The sequence below is a fragment of the Bradyrhizobium sp. USDA 4451 genome (genome assembly GCF_054822585.1).
Map to the genome: position 1 here is coordinate 5,173,580 of NZ_JBTRCH010000001.1, position 13,730 is coordinate 5,187,309.

The 13,730-nt window shown below is 64.2% G+C and carries 15 protein-coding genes; 9 read left to right on the forward strand and 6 right to left on the reverse strand.

What is annotated here, in order from left to right:
• Nucleotides 1-12: 12 nt before the first annotated feature.
• A complete protein-coding gene (locus ACVMB0_RS23645; protein WP_461347836.1) occupies nt 13-1,035 on the forward strand; it encodes an NADP-dependent oxidoreductase in 1,023 nt (340 codons plus the stop codon).
• A gap of 143 nt (nt 1,036-1,178) precedes the next feature.
• Nucleotides 1,179-1,439, forward strand: coding sequence for a hypothetical protein (locus ACVMB0_RS23650; RefSeq protein ID WP_461347837.1), 261 nt, complete (start codon nt 1,179-1,181; stop codon nt 1,437-1,439).
• 178 nt (nt 1,440-1,617) lie between these two features.
• On the opposite strand, the gene ACVMB0_RS23655 is transcribed toward ACVMB0_RS23650, so the two are convergent.
• Both ACVMB0_RS23655 and ACVMB0_RS23660 read right to left on the reverse strand, forming a co-directional pair.
• The gene (locus tag ACVMB0_RS23655; protein WP_461347838.1) at nt 1,618-2,454 is read right to left on the reverse strand and encodes a metallophosphoesterase family protein; all 837 of its coding nucleotides are present in this window, start codon (nt 2,452-2,454) and stop codon (nt 1,618-1,620) included.
• Between the two features lie 127 nt (nt 2,455-2,581).
• Nucleotides 2,582-3,019, reverse strand: coding sequence for a hypothetical protein (locus ACVMB0_RS23660; protein WP_461347839.1), 438 nt, complete (start codon nt 3,017-3,019; stop codon nt 2,582-2,584).
• Between the two features lie 139 nt (nt 3,020-3,158).
• Between ACVMB0_RS23660 and ACVMB0_RS23665 the strand changes: the two genes are divergently transcribed.
• Together ACVMB0_RS23665 and ACVMB0_RS23670 are read left to right on the forward strand one after the other, a co-directional pair.
• Nucleotides 3,159-3,581, forward strand: a complete 423-nt coding sequence (locus tag ACVMB0_RS23665; RefSeq protein ID WP_461347840.1) for an MAPEG family protein — start codon at nt 3,159-3,161, stop codon at nt 3,579-3,581.
• Nucleotides 3,582-3,603: 22 nt separating this feature from the next.
• On the forward strand, nt 3,604-4,902 hold the full coding sequence (locus ACVMB0_RS23670; protein WP_461347841.1) for an RsmB/NOP family class I SAM-dependent RNA methyltransferase: 1,299 nt from the start codon (nt 3,604-3,606) through the stop codon (nt 4,900-4,902).
• 144 nt (nt 4,903-5,046) lie between these two features.
• Here the strand turns inward: ACVMB0_RS23670 and ACVMB0_RS23675 are convergent, their stop codons facing one another.
• Nucleotides 5,047-6,294, reverse strand: coding sequence for an MFS transporter (locus ACVMB0_RS23675; RefSeq protein ID WP_461347842.1), 1,248 nt, complete (start codon nt 6,292-6,294; stop codon nt 5,047-5,049).
• 129 nt (nt 6,295-6,423) lie between these two features.
• On the opposite strand from ACVMB0_RS23675, the gene ACVMB0_RS23680 reads away from it, so the two are divergent.
• Nucleotides 6,424-6,876 (forward strand): winged helix-turn-helix transcriptional regulator, encoded by a 453-nt coding sequence (locus ACVMB0_RS23680; RefSeq protein ID WP_456755300.1) that lies wholly within the window; start codon nt 6,424-6,426, stop codon nt 6,874-6,876.
• A gap of 162 nt (nt 6,877-7,038) precedes the next feature.
• Here ACVMB0_RS23680 and ACVMB0_RS23685 read toward each other — a convergent pair whose 3' ends face one another.
• The 3 genes from ACVMB0_RS23685 to ACVMB0_RS23695 all read right to left on the reverse strand — a co-directional run bounded on the left by ACVMB0_RS23685 (nt 7,039) and on the right by ACVMB0_RS23695 (nt 9,464).
• Nucleotides 7,039-7,371: a DHCW motif cupin fold protein gene (locus ACVMB0_RS23685; protein ID WP_456755299.1), complete on the reverse strand. Its 333-nt coding sequence runs from the start codon at nt 7,369-7,371 to the stop codon at nt 7,039-7,041.
• 159 nt (nt 7,372-7,530) lie between these two features.
• Entirely contained in the window at nt 7,531-8,862 is a 1,332-nt protein-coding gene (locus ACVMB0_RS23690) for an IS1182 family transposase (RefSeq protein ID WP_456756372.1), read from the reverse strand.
• A 230-nt stretch (nt 8,863-9,092) separates the two neighbouring features.
• Nucleotides 9,093-9,464 carry a nuclear transport factor 2 family protein gene (locus ACVMB0_RS23695; RefSeq protein WP_456798214.1) on the reverse strand — a complete coding sequence of 124 codons (372 nt, stop codon included), beginning with the start codon at nt 9,462-9,464 and terminating at the stop codon, nt 9,093-9,095.
• A 135-nt stretch (nt 9,465-9,599) separates the two neighbouring features.
• Between ACVMB0_RS23695 and guaA the strand changes: the two genes are divergently transcribed.
• The 4 genes from guaA to ACVMB0_RS23715 all read left to right on the forward strand — a co-directional run bounded on the left by guaA (nt 9,600) and on the right by ACVMB0_RS23715 (nt 13,584).
• On the forward strand, nt 9,600-11,198 hold the full coding sequence (gene guaA, locus ACVMB0_RS23700; protein WP_461347843.1) for a glutamine-hydrolyzing GMP synthase: 1,599 nt from the start codon (nt 9,600-9,602) through the stop codon (nt 11,196-11,198).
• A 22-nt stretch (nt 11,199-11,220) separates the two neighbouring features.
• Nucleotides 11,221-12,171 (forward strand): toll/interleukin-1 receptor domain-containing protein, encoded by a 951-nt coding sequence (locus ACVMB0_RS23705; protein ID WP_461347844.1) that lies wholly within the window; start codon nt 11,221-11,223, stop codon nt 12,169-12,171.
• Nucleotides 12,172-12,184: 13 nt separating this feature from the next.
• Nucleotides 12,185-12,679 carry a hypothetical protein gene (locus ACVMB0_RS23710; RefSeq protein WP_461347845.1) on the forward strand — a complete coding sequence of 165 codons (495 nt, stop codon included), beginning with the start codon at nt 12,185-12,187 and terminating at the stop codon, nt 12,677-12,679.
• Nucleotides 12,680-12,903: 224 nt separating this feature from the next.
• Complete coding sequence (locus ACVMB0_RS23715) at nt 12,904-13,584, forward strand: hypothetical protein (RefSeq protein WP_461347846.1); 681 nt, start codon at nt 12,904-12,906, stop codon at nt 13,582-13,584.
• The last annotated feature ends 146 nt before the right edge of the window (nt 13,585-13,730 follow it).

The following is a 13,730-nucleotide window of genomic DNA, read 5'->3' on the forward strand; positions in this document are numbered from 1 at the left end:
CAAGAGGAAATCATGTCCCAAGGTAAGCGCATCGTTCTGGCTTCGCGCCCGCATGGCGAGCCCACGCCGGCCAATTTCAGGCTCGAGGACTACACGCCGCCGACACCAGGCGCGGGCGAGGTGCTGCTGCGCACCATCTGGCTGTCGCTCGATCCCTATATGCGCGGCCGCATGGCCGACGGTCCGTCCTATGCCGCACCGGTGCCGGTCGGCGGCGTGATGGAAGGCGGCACGGTGAGCGAAGTGATCGCGTCGAACAATCCCGGCTTTGCCAAGGGCGACATCGTGCTGTCGCGCGCCGGCTGGCAGACCCATGCGATCTCGGACGGCAAGGGCCTTGCCAAGATCGATCCCAAGCTCGCGCCGATCTCGACCGCGGTCGGTGTGCTCGGGATGCCCGGCATGACCGCCTATACCGGCCTGCTCGAGATCGGCAAGCCGCAGGCCGGCGAGACGGTGGTGGTCGCGGCCGCGTCCGGCGCGGTCGGCTCGGCGGTCGGCCAGATCGCCAAGATCAAGGGCGCGCGGGCGATCGGCATTGCCGGCGGCAAGGACAAATGCGCCTACGTCAAGAACGAGCTCGGCTTCGACGAGTGCCTCGACCATCGCGATCCCCATCTGGCGGCCAAGCTCAAGGAAGCCTGCCCGAAGGGCATCGACGTCTATTTCGAGAATGTCGGCGGCGCGGTGTTCGACGCGGTGTTTCCGCTGCTCAATGCGTTCGCGCGCATCCCGGTCTGCGGCCTGATCGCGCATTACAACGACACCGAAGCGCACGCGCCGAAATGGGCCGGCGCGATGATGCGCAACATCCTGACCAAGCGGCTGACCTTCCGCGGCTTCATCGTCAGCGATTTCGCCGCGATGCATGGCGACTTCCTCCGCGACATGTCGCAGTGGGTGCGCGAGGGCAAGGTCAAGTACAAGGAGTTCGTGACCGAGGGGCTGGACAGCGCGCCGGAGGCCTTCATGGGCCTGCTCAAGGGCGCCAATTTCGGCAAGCAGCTGGTGCGGGTCGGGCCGGACAAGGCGTGAGCCGGGCGCGTTTGGGCTCCCATTCCGCGCAACAAAGTATCAAAAACGCCACATTGGCGGGGTTTTGGGGGCCTTTTGGCCCCCATTTGCTTGACGCAGACCCGCAGCAGTTGATTCAATATGGCTATATTTCAGGTGTAGCCATGGTTTTTGAAGTCATTGTTTCCGGGGTCATTCTCCTCGCCGTCGGCTATTGGGCGACGATGTTCGTCATGGGCCGCCGCGACGACGTCCTGCATGGAAAATTCGTCGAGGAGGAGGAGCCGGCCGTTGAGCCGGTTCGCTTCACGCGGCAGATGCCGCGCACGCGGCCCGCGCCGGCGGCGCCGCAACCGAACAAGGACTCGCTGCAGGCGCTGCTCACCGTCATCAAGCGGGACCTGAACGACGCGGCGCGAAGCTGACGCCCTCAATCGGAACTGGTGCGCTCTGCTCTCTCCACGTCATTGCGAGGAGCGATAGCGACGAAGCAATCCATCTTTCCGCTTGCGGAGCGATGGATTGCGTCGCGGAGCCTGTCATCCGGCGGCGCTTCGCGCCGACCGGGTGGCTCGCAATGACGGTGGTGCCTGCCGTCACCGCTCAGGCCGGCTCTTTGCCGAGCAGCGTATCCAGATCGACGTCGACCTGGCCTTTCGCTCTGACGTGACGGACCTCGAAGCTGTCGGGCTGGAAGCGGTACTCGACGAGGCCGACTTCCTTGACGCCGATCGGTTCCTGCCGTGCGTCGGAGATGATGAAGCCGGTCGAGGGCGCCCAGACGTGCCTGACATGCTCGAACGTGTAGTCGCGGCGCTGGTGCACATGGCCGCTGCCGACCAGCCGCCAATCGACCTTGCCGAACATCTCGATCAGGCGCCGCCGCGCCGGCTGCGGCACGTAGCGGAACGAGGTCTCGACGCGTTCGGCGTCGTAGGGCAGGTCGAGATAGAGCGGCTTGTGCACGAACAGCGCCACCGGCCTGCCGACCGCCTTGTCGAGCGCGCTTGCCAGCCAGTCGAACTGCTCGGCCTCGCTGTCGAGGCCGGTGTTCATGATCAGCGAATTGAGCCCGATGAAGCACCAGCCGGCGGCGTCGAAATGCCAGCGATCCTCGCCGAGCACCGAGGTGAAGGCGCCGCAGGTTTCTTCGGTCGGCAGCTGTGCCGGCGCGGGGCCGACCGCGCTCGGGTTGTCGCCGATGTCGTGATTGCCCGGCAGATACAGGCAATCGACCGGCAGCGCGTTGTGCAATTGCTTGGCGAACGCCAGATCGTCGCGGCTGGTCGGCCCGTCGAACGAGACGTCGCCGGAGTTGAGCACGAGATCGGGCCGCGTCGCGTCGATGTGTTCGCCGACGCGATGAAAATTGTCGATCAGCGGCGTGAAGCGGCGCGCAAGGTGGGTGTCGGAGATTTGCGTCAGGCGAAACTGGGCCATGGATCGATCCTTTCGCCCGGAGCATAGGTCGGCGCGAAGTCGGAACGATGACGTTTTCGACGACTTGTTCGCTGCTCTGTTTGATGGGTTGTTTGATGTCTTGTTTGAACGAGGTGTGGGCGTGGCGCTAGATCGCGAACGTCTTGATCGCGCGCGTGGGGGCGGCCGGCGGGCTCCTGCGGCTTCCGAACAGGCCGGTGTTGGGCAGATTGGTTCGCGCGTCCGAGGGCGCCGCGCTCGGTCCGAAATAATCGCGCATGTCGTGCCGCATATCGTAGACGGCAAAGCCGAGCAGGCCGAGCACCAGCGCCGTGGCGAAGGAGTGCCTGACGATGTCGCGCGTCGAGCGATAGCCGGTGCGGAAATAGACCGAGAGCAGGATCGCGACCAGGAGCGCCGCGGCGATGCCGGCCAGCCCCGACATCACCATGCCGAGCCCGCCATCGGCCGCGTCGTCGAACCAGCCGGCTGCGGGATCGATCGCCTGGAGCAGGGAGCCGGCGAGATCGCCGAGAGTTGCGGCCGCCAGCGCCGCGCCGTCGAAGATCGGGGTGACGATGCTCATTGCGTCATCCGTCAAGTACTGAAACCGCCATTGGTCCTGGGAGTTGGTCACCTGGGCTAGGGTGATGGTTCAATGGGTTACCGCGTACGCTTCATTGTATTGGGCCGCTTCGGCGGCTAAGAGGGCTGAGGAGATTCTGATGTCTGTTCAAATGGTTCTGTTGCCGGTCTTGATCCAGATTGGGCTCACCTTCGCGCTCTTGTTCGGGATGGCGACGTTGCGCACGCGGACGCTGGCGAGCGGCGAGATCAAAATGGCCGATATCGCGCTGCGCGAGCCGAACTGGCCGGCGCGGGCGACCCAGCTCGGCAACTGCTTTGCCAACCAGTTCGAGCTGCCGGTGCTGTTCTATGTCCTGATCGCCATTGCGCTGCCGCTGCGCCGTGCCGATCTGTTCATCGTGCTGATGTCCTGGGTGTTCGTGGTGACGCGGTTCGCCCATGCCGGCGTGTTCGTCACCTCGAACGACGTGCGGCCGCGCTCGCTCGCCTGGTTCGCCGGCGTGCTGGTGCTGGCGGCGATGTGGCTGTATTTCGCGCTCAGGCTGCTGCTGCTGATCTGATGCGCCCAACCGGAAGAGTTCTATGACCCCCGCTGCCCGGCTTTCCGCCGCGATCGAGCTGATCGCCACCATTGATGCACAGCGCATTCCTGCGGCGAAAGCGCTGAAGGAATGGGGCACCGCGCACCGCTATGCCGGCTCCGGCGATCGCGCCGCGATTTCCGGCCTGATCTGGGACGTGCTGCGCCGGCAATCCTCCGCGGCCTGGCTGATGGACGACGCCAGCGCCCGCTCGCGCGTGCTCGGCATGCTCAAGCTCGAGCGCGGCATGGATGTCCCGACCATTTCCGCGCTGTGCGACGGCGGCCGGTTCGCGCCGGAGCCGCTGACCGCGACGGAGGAGGCCGCGCTGACCTCGCGCTCGCTGGCCGATGCGCCGGCGCATGTCGCGGGCGACTATCCCGACTGGCTCGATCCGCATCTGACAAACGTGTTCGGCGACGACCGCGCCGCGGAGGCGACCGCGATGGCGAGCCGCGCGCCGCTCGACCTGCGCGTCAACACGCTGCGCGGCAAGCGCGAGAAGGTGCTGCCGCGGCTGGCGCATCTCGGCGCCCGGGAAACGCCGTGGTCGCCGCTCGGCCTGCGCATCGCGCTCGGCGCCGATGCGCGCAATCCCGGCATCCATGCCGAGGAGGATTTCATCAAGGGCGCCATCGAGGTGCAGGACGAGGGCTCGCAGCTCGCCGCGCTGTTCTCGGCCGCAAAGCCCGGCGAGCAGGTGATCGATCTCTGCGCCGGTGCCGGCGGCAAGACGCTGGCGATTGCGGCGATGATGCAAGGCAAGGGCCGGCTGATCGCGACCGACAGCGACAAGCGCCAGCTCGCGCCGATCCACGAGCGGCTGTCGCGCGCCGGCGTGCACAATTGCGACGTCCGCACGCCGCGCGGCGAGGAGGAGGTGCTGTCTGACATCAAGGCCTCCGCCGATCTCGTGCTGATCGACGCGCCCTGCACCGGAACCGGCACCTGGCGCCGCAATCCCGACGCCAAATGGCGGATGCGCCCCGGTGCGCTCGAGGTGCGGCTGAAGGATCAGGCCGAGGTGCTGGAACGCGCCGCGCCGCTGGTGAAGGCCGGCGGCCGGATCGCCTACATCACCTGTTCGGTGCTGTCGGAGGAGAACGGCGAGCAGGTCAGGGCGTTCGTCGCGCGGCATCCGGAGTTTTCGGTGCAGCCGCCGGAGCAGACCGCATCGGTGCTGTGGGACAAGGCCGAGGCGTTTGCCGAGGCTGTGCTGCCGTCGCCGGAGGGCCTGCTGATGACGCCGCGCCGCACCGGCACCGACGGATTCTTCGTCTCGGTGTTGAAGAAGGCGTGAGCCTTTCTCCGCCGTCATTGCGAGAAGCGCAGCGACGAAGCAATCCATCGTCCTGCACATGCGGGCAGGTGGATTGCTTCGCGGAGCCTGTCATCCGGCGGCGCTATGCGCCGCCCGGGTGGCTCGCAATGACGGATGAACTCGCTACGCCTTGGAGCAAACGCCCGCAGGCACCTTCGTCCTGCTCACCACGATCACCCAGAACAGCAGCGCAATCGCGCTGATCGAAGCCCCCAGCATGCAGACGCCGAGCCAGCCGGCGGCCGCGTACGCCATCGTCGACGAGATCGCGCCAAATCCCGTTCCGATCGAATAGAACACCATGTAGCCGCCGACCAGACGGCTTGCGGCGTCGGGGCGGGCGGCGACGATCAGGCTCTGGTTGGTGACATGGATCGCCTGTACCGCGAAGTCGATCATCACGACGCCGGCCAGCACCAGCCATAGCGAGGTGTTGAGGCAGGCGATCGGCACCCAGCCGGCGAGCATCAACAGCAGCGACAGCCCGGTGGTGCGCTGGCCCCAGCCGCGATCGGCGAGGCGGCCGGAATTGCGCGCCGCCAGCGCGCCGGCCAGGCCGGCGATCCCGAGCAGGCCGATGGTGGTGTGCGACAGCGACAGCGGAGGGGCTGCGAGCGGCAGCACGACCGAGCTCCAGAACACGCTGAAACTTGCGAAGATCAGCAATGCGAACACTGCGCGCTCACGCAAGACCGGCTCCTCGACGAACAGCGCAGCCGTCGAGCGCAGCAGTTTCGCGTAGGACGATCCGGCCATCGGCTGCGGTGCGTGTCGCGGCAACGCGCGGGCCAGCAGCGCCGCCAGCACCAGCGTCAGCGCGGCCGAGGTCAGGTAGACCACCCGCCAGCCGGCGAGATCGGCCAGCGCGCCGGCGGCAAAGCGCGCCAGCAGGATGCCCGACACCACGCCGCTGGTGACGGTGCCGATGGTGCGGCCACGATCGGCGGGCGCGGCCAACGTTGCGGCGTAGGCGACCAGCACCTGGATCACGACGGCAAGCAGCCCGACCAGCACCATGCCGATGAGCAGCACAACGGCATTCGGCGCGGTGCCGACGATGGCAAGCGCCATCGCCGACAGCACGGTCTGGCCGACGATCAGCCTGCGGCGGTCCCAGAGATCGCCGAGCGGCACGATGAGCATCAGCCCGAAGGCGTAGCCGATCTGGGTCAGCGTCACGACGCCGCCGATCACCGCCGGCGTGATGGCCAGATCCCGCGCCATGGTGTCGAGCAGCGGCTGGGCGAAATAGATGTTGGCGACGCTGAGCCCGCAGGCGACGGCGAACAGCAGCACGACGGCCGGCGAGAGGGCGCTCGCATTGCCGCGCTGGTCGTCCGCGGTGTCTTTGGCCGCCCGGGCCTCTGCCATCGATCGGTTCGTCATCTTGCCTCCGCTGCAATTCGCAATCTGGTCTTATCATGAGACCAGTTGCATCGCGCGCTGTCTAGTCCTATTTTAAGACCAGTTCGGAATCGTGATCGAGGGAGGCGGAGCGCGATGAAACGGACCGGCTTTGCAAAAGCGGACTGCCCGGTGGCGCGCGCGCTGGATGCGATCGGCGACTGGTGGTCGCTGCTGATCGTGCGCGACGCGTTCGACGGCCTGCGCCGGTTCGGCGACTTCCAGAAGAATCTCGGCATCGCCAGGGGCATGCTGACGGCGCGGCTGCGAACGCTGGTCGAACTGGGCGTGCTCGAGCAGGTGGCGGCGTCGGACGGCAGCGCCTATCAGGAATATGTGCTCACCAGGCGCGGCCGCGACCTGTTCCCGATCGTCGTTGCCTTGCGGCAGTGGGGCGAGGCGCATCTCTATGCCCGCGGCGAGCCGCATTCGGTGCTGCTGGACCAGGCCGGCCAGGCGGTCGGCCAACTCGTGCTGCCGTCGAAGAGCGGCAAGCCGCTGGTCTGGTCGGACACCAAGGTGAAGAAGGTTGCGGCGCGGAGAAGGTGAGTGCGCGAACCAGGCTCAACCCGCCGTCATTGCGAGGAGCGAAGCGACGAAGCAATCCATTCTTGCTCTCCGCGTGCGTGGAGAGGTGGATTGCTTCGCGGAGCCTGTCATCCGGCGGCGCTTCGCGCCGACCGGGTGGCTCGCAATGACGAAGGCGTCAGCTCAATCCACGATAAACAACGTCGCGCCCGTCTTCGTCGACGAGCGATGCGCGGCGTCGCCGAAATCGGAGACCTGGTAGCTCATGCCGGGCTTCAGCGTGAATTGGCGGCCGTCGCGCAGCTCGGTGTCGAGCTCGCCGGTGACGACATAGAGCACATGGCCGCGATCGCACCAGTGATCGGCGAGGTAGCCGGGCGAATATTCCACCATCCGCACCCGCAGCTCGCCGATATTGAGCGTGCGCCACAGCGCTTGCCCGGTTTCGCCGGGATGCACTGAAGGTTCGACGTTACTCCAGTCGGTGACGGTGAAGGGCAGGGGCGGGATTTTCATGGCAGGGTCCTGGTTATTCGTTCGTCATATGTTTTTGCATCCCCAAACGCCGACGTCATCCTGAGAGCTTGTGACGGATTCGGCTCCTGCGGAGTTTTTGGCGGCTGTTCGTCGCAGCAATTGGCAGGTTTGAGTTCGAGTTCGGCGATGACCCGTTGTTTAGGCTCTGGAGAGGCGGTTGCCTTGCAGGATGTTGTTGACGAGGGCGTACCAGAGCACGACGGCACGGACCTTTTCGATGCCGCGCACGGTCAATTGCCGCAGGTCCCAATTGCGCCAGCGGGCATGGATGCACTCGCAGATCGACCGGGACCTGTATCGGGCCTTGCCCTCTTCGCTCGCCATTCGCGCACGCCAGGCCAACACCCCCGGACCGTCGCCGCGCCGCGGTAGATAGGGATCGGTACCGTGCTTGGATTGAGTGGGCGGACAAAAGATATCGATGCCCTCGGCATAGGCCCATTCGATGTCCTCGGCACTGCCAAAGCCGCCATCGACGAGATGGTCCTTGGGCAACCCTCCGGGCCGCGCACGCTGCCGCTCCAGCATGGGGCGCATCAGGCCGCGATCGGATCCGATGTTGCAAATTCTGGTGTCGACGACGATCTGCTCCCCGGCCACGCTCGTCACCTGCACGTTGTAGGCGGGGCGGAAGCCGCCGTTCGCCATCTTCATGACCCGTGCATAGGCGTCCGTCGTGGAGGCCCGCGGCTCCTTCGGCGTCTTGCCGTTGCCGCGACTTTCTTCGCGCTCCTTGCGCTGCTGCTTGATCTCGGCGAGCGCCGTCTGCGCCGCCTTCACCCGCGCGCTGCGTTCCCGCGCGGCCCGCTCCTTGGCTGCCCGGGCACGCTTATTGCTGGCGTCCGAGCGTGTGTCGACCTCGCGCTTGAGGTCTTCCACCACGGCCTCAGCCTGCGCCAAATGCTTATCCAGCGTCGCCTCGCGCCGGAACGAGGCCGCCCCGGCGCTGGCCCGGACCCGCATGCCATCCTGCGCCAAGGTCTCCAGATCGACGAGACCGGCCTTTGCCAACGCTGCCAGATGCTCACTGAGCAGTCGGTCAAGCAGATCGGCGTTGCCGACCCGGAAGTCTGCCAGCAGGTGATAGTTCACCGACACCCCGCCGCACAGCCAGCGATAGGCATCGTGGCTCTCGCACAGCCGCTCCAACGCCCGCGCGCTGCCAACGCCTTCGCTGGCGGCATAGAGCCACAGCGCCAGCAAAAGCCGGGGCGAGGTCGCGGGGTGACCGGGACGATCGCCGCGAGCCTTGATCCGGTCCTCCAACTCACTCAGATCAAGCTCTTCGACATAAGACCAAATCAGCCGCACCGGATGGTCTTCCCCGATCAGGCTCTCAATATCAACCGCTCGCAGCGCAATCTGGTCGCGCTGGGGCTCACGCAGCCGCGGAGCGCCGGGCAAGCCCGCTTCGGCTGGTGGCTTCGCCTGCTCCGGCAGGTCCCCAAACAACTCATCGGCAGCCAACATCACCTCCCGCGAATCCATCATCGCCAGAGAATCACACCGCGCCGGCTTTCGGCTATAATGCTCGCTGAAACCCCAAAAAAATCACACCCTCTGAGGTGCGCATCGAGTGCTGCGCAAGCAGCGCTCGGCGGGCCCCGAAGGATGGGGATGGAGCCGGGCTGTCGCCCTTCGAGGGCCGCTGAAGAAGCGGCCACCTCAGGGTGACGGGAGAGAAGGAGTGGCGCAGCAGCTCAATGCACCAGATGGTTCGCCGAGCCCTGCCGGATCTTGCCCTCGGCATCGAGCCGCAGATATTCGCAGATCCTGTTGCCGCGTTCGTTCCGGTAGAACACGACGACGCTGTCGGGCGAGACGTAGAGGTCGATCAGCTCGAAATGCAGCTCGGGCAGTTTGGCGAGCGCAGCGCTCCAATAGGCCCGCAGCTGCGCCTTGCCGCGCACCGTGCCGGAGGAGCCGAAGCCGAATGCCGGGATCCGGTCCGAGGTCATCTCGGTATCCTCGGCATACAGTGCGAGCACCCGCTCGAGGTCGCGCGCGTTCCAGGCGGCGATCCAGGCGTGGCCGAGCGCGGTGAGGCGCGAGGGCTCATGAAAATCCGCCATTGGTTTCCTCCTTTTGTTATGGCCAAATTAGGTCAATAATACTGACCTATATCGATTTGTCCATGCCCAAAGAAGAATGTGGGCGCGCGGCTCACCGCGGTTGCGGGGGCGGGCCGTGTCGCGTATCTGCTTGCCATGACAGCCCAGCACACAGCCCGCGACTCGTCGACGCCTTCCGTGGCCTCGGCGCATGACAAGATTCTGATTGTCGATTTCGGCAGCCAGGTGACGCAACTGATCGCCCGCCGCGTCCGCGAGATGGGCGTCTATTCCGAGATCGTGCCGTTCCAGAAGGCCGAGGCCGCCTTCAAGGAGATGAAGCCGAAGGCGGTGATCCTCTCCGGCGGCCCGGAATCGGTGCACGAGACCGGCTCGCCGCGCGCCCCGCAGCTGATCTTCGAGTCCGGCGTTCCCGTGCTCGGCATCTGCTACGGCCAGATGACCTTGGCGGCCCAGCTCGGCGGCGAGGTCGAGGGCGGGCATCATCGCGAGTTCGGCCGCGCCGATGTCGAGGTGAAGACGGATAGCCAGCTGTTCGACGGCATCTGGAACCACGGCGAGAAGCACCAGGTGTGGATGAGCCACGGCGATCGCATCACCAAGATGCCGCCCGGCTTCTCGGTGGCCGGCACCTCGCCGAACGCGCCGTTCGCGATCATCCAGGACGAGAAACGCAAATATTACGGCCTGATGTTCCACCCCGAGGTGGTGCACACGCCCGACGGCGCAAAACTCTTGCGCAACTTCGTGCGCAAGGTCGCCGGCCTCACCGGCGACTGGACCATGCGTGCGTTCCGCGAGGAGGCGATCGAGAAGATCCGCGCCCAGGTCGGCAAGGGCAAGGTGATCTGCGGCCTCTCCGGCGGCGTCGATTCCGCGGTCGCGGCGGTCCTGATCCACGAGGCGATCGGCGACCAGCTCACCTGCGTGTTCGTCGATCACGGCCTGCTGCGGCTCGACGAGGCCAAGACCGTCGTCGACCTGTTCCGCAACCACTACAACATCCCGCTGGTCCATGTGGACGCGTCGAAGGAGTTTTTGGGCGAGCTCGATGGCGTCACCGATCCCGAAGCGAAGCGCAAGACCATCGGCCGCTTGTTCATCGACGTGTTCGAGGCCGAGGCCAAGAAGATCGGCGGCGCGGAATTTTTGGCGCAGGGCACGCTCTATCCTGACGTGATCGAGAGCGTCTCCTTCACCGGCGGACCTTCCGTCACCATCAAGTCGCACCACAATGTCGGCGGTCTTCCGGCGCGCATGAACATGAAGCTGGTCGAGCCGCTGCGCGAGCTGTTCAAGGACGAGGTGCGCGTGCTCGGCCGCGAGCTCGGCCTGCCCGACGTGTTCGTCGGCCGCCACCCGTTCCCGGGTCCCGGACTTGCGATCCGCTGTCCCGGCGACATCACCAAGGACAAGCTCGACATCCTGCGCAACGCCGATGCCGTCTATATCGACCAGATCCGCAAGCACGGCCTCTACGATGCGATCTGGCAGGCCTTCGCCGTGCTGCTGCCGGTGAAGACCGTCGGCGTGATGGGCGACGGCCGCACCTACGAATACGTCGTCGGCCTCCGCGCCGTCACCTCGACCGACGGCATGACCGCGGACTTCTACCAGTTCGACATGAAATTCCTCGGCGAGACCGCGACGCGCATCATCAACGAGGTGAAGGGCGTGAATAGGGTGGTGTACGACGTGACGAGCAAGCCGCCGGGGACGATTGAGTGGGAGTAGGGGGCCTCCGAGGGGCTGGCGAATGAGCGATTTTTTTGTGAGCTATACCTCGGCGGATGCTGCGTGGGCAGAGTGGATCTCGTTCATTCTCGAAGAAGAAGGTTGGTCAGTTACGGTTCAGGCGTGGGATTTTCGTCCAGGTAGCAACTTTGTATTGGAAATGCAGAAGGCGGCAAGTGAAGCTGCGCGTACGATAATGGTTCTCTCACCTGACTACCTGAAGTCGCAGTTCGCGTCGCCTGAATGGGCCGCGGCATTTGTCCAAGATCCGAAGGGCCTTGAGCGAAAGGTCGTTCCAGTTATGGTTCGATCATGTAAGCCTGCCGGGCTTCTGACGAGTATCGTTCATATCAACTTGGTAGGTGCGGACGAGAAATTGGGTCGGAAGCGTCTTCTTGATGGAATCAACGCTGCGCGCACCAAGCCATTGGAGCGTCCAGCCTTCCCAGGCGGAGGAACCATCGCGCATCAGGAGCACAAGCCATTTCCGGGACCAGCGTCTCCCGTGCGGTCGCCAGTCTATGTTCCCGAAGTCAAACGTTCGTTGACTGATGCCGATCGCAGGCGCTTCGGCCGGCATGCGTTCGACCTAATCCGATCTCATTTTGCGACCGGCTTGAAAGAATTGGCCGAGCAGACCGGTTCTGTCGAATGCGATTTCCAACGAGACACTTCGACGGAATTTGAAGCGGAAGTCTTTCTGGATGGCAAGAGCGTCTGCCGATGTCGCGTTTGGTTCGGCGGAATGCTTTCGAACGATGGGATCTCTTATGCCGAGGGGCAAACTCGCTACGTGAACAATGCGTGCAACGAGATTCTCGCGGTATCGGACGAGGGGGGGAATCTCTATCTGAAATCTATTCTCGGAGCAGGCTTCGGGCAGTTTGACAGAATTTTCGATTTGAAGCGGTTGGATTCGCAGCAGGCTGCGGCCTATCTTTGGCGCCGCTTCGTGTCGCCACTAGAGAGATAACGGGGTCTTACAGATGGGTATTGTTCCCGCCGTACGGGCTGCTCGTTTCGAACAACTCGAACCGGGTGATCTGTTCATTGCTGCCGAAGGCCAACACTTCTGGGCGATGAAGACTCAGCAAGTGCCGAATGACGGGCGTTGCGGTATGGTGGTTCTAGGGCCACAATTTCCAGCAGATTCGAGCGAATCATTCTTACTTTCTTGGCAAGGAATAACGGTCTTATCACTGGGAAAGAGCTTCTCGATCTTGCCCTCGCTCTCACCTGAGTCTTGGTTATCAACACCAACTCGAATTCCGGTGTGCCTCGCGGTCGCCGATGAGAAATCTTTCATTTGTACTAACGGTAGCCCCTATCCCAACCGTTTTCTCCCATACTTCGTCGACGTGGATACAGGCGCAATAGTTGAGGGGCGCCTGCCAGGTATTGCGGTGTTTACAAACGCTTGGGAGATCGTTTCTCAGAACGGCGACGATACAGCTCGACCAATCTTGAGGTTTCCACTGTGATTTTGGAAACGTAGCCTAGATCAGCGCGTAGCCCGGATGAGCGAAGCGATATCCGGGGCACTTCCTGTCCGCGTGCCGTGCGGCGCCTCGCATATTGCTGTGCTCATGCTGGCCTGGCTACGCGTTATTTGCTTGGCCTGCGTAAGGCAAATTTCACCTTTCGCGACCCTCACTTTCTTAATCGGTTCTGCTCACCTCCCGCGCAAAGCAACGGGGAGTTCCGCATGTTCGGCAAGCGTAAGGCACCGGGCGATTCCGAATTCCCCCAGCCTCCAATCGATTCTGACGGCAAGCGCCGCGTGTTCGGCGAAGACGTGTTCGTAGGGCGGCACGGCGACATGCTGCGGGCGCTGGGATTCGGCCTGAACGATCCAGCGAATATCATTCCCGACGAGGTCGAGTTCAAGCGCAGGGTCCAGCAATCCCTGGCGACGCAGGATGCGCGCCGGACAGAGATCGAAAGGGAATTGCTGCGGGTCCATGGCCACAACGCGATCCGACCGTTCTTCGTGCTTTCCGAGCCGGTCTACAACGGCGAACTCGGGCAATGGCTGATCAAGCTGATGAACCTGTTGCCTTATGACGATTGGAATGTCGTCTACCTCCCGATGGACCGGGCGACGCAGGCGGCCATGGGCGGCGGTCTTCCCCTGCATCCGCGCCAGTCGATCGATCCAATCGACAAGTTGATGTGCGAGCAGATCGGCGGCTTCTACAATCAGTACAAGGAAGGCAAGCAAAAGGTGGACGCACACGTTCGCGCGGTCGGTATTTCAGCCGCCCACGACGTGCTGGACAAGTTCGTGACCTATGTCGATCACATGCCCCGCCGGATTCTCGATCACATCGCCATCGTTCGACCAAAGATCATCGAGCTCATTGCCGATGTTCAGAGCAGGGCGTAGCGCCCGAGCTGCAAGACCAGGGACGCGCGGGGTTTTTTCACATCGCATGTCACGCGGTACGGCAAGGGCTCGGTCCGCTGCTTGCGGGACTGTCCGTATCACGCGGCTATGTTGCCTCGACGCAAATCAAATCCCGCTCCTCCACC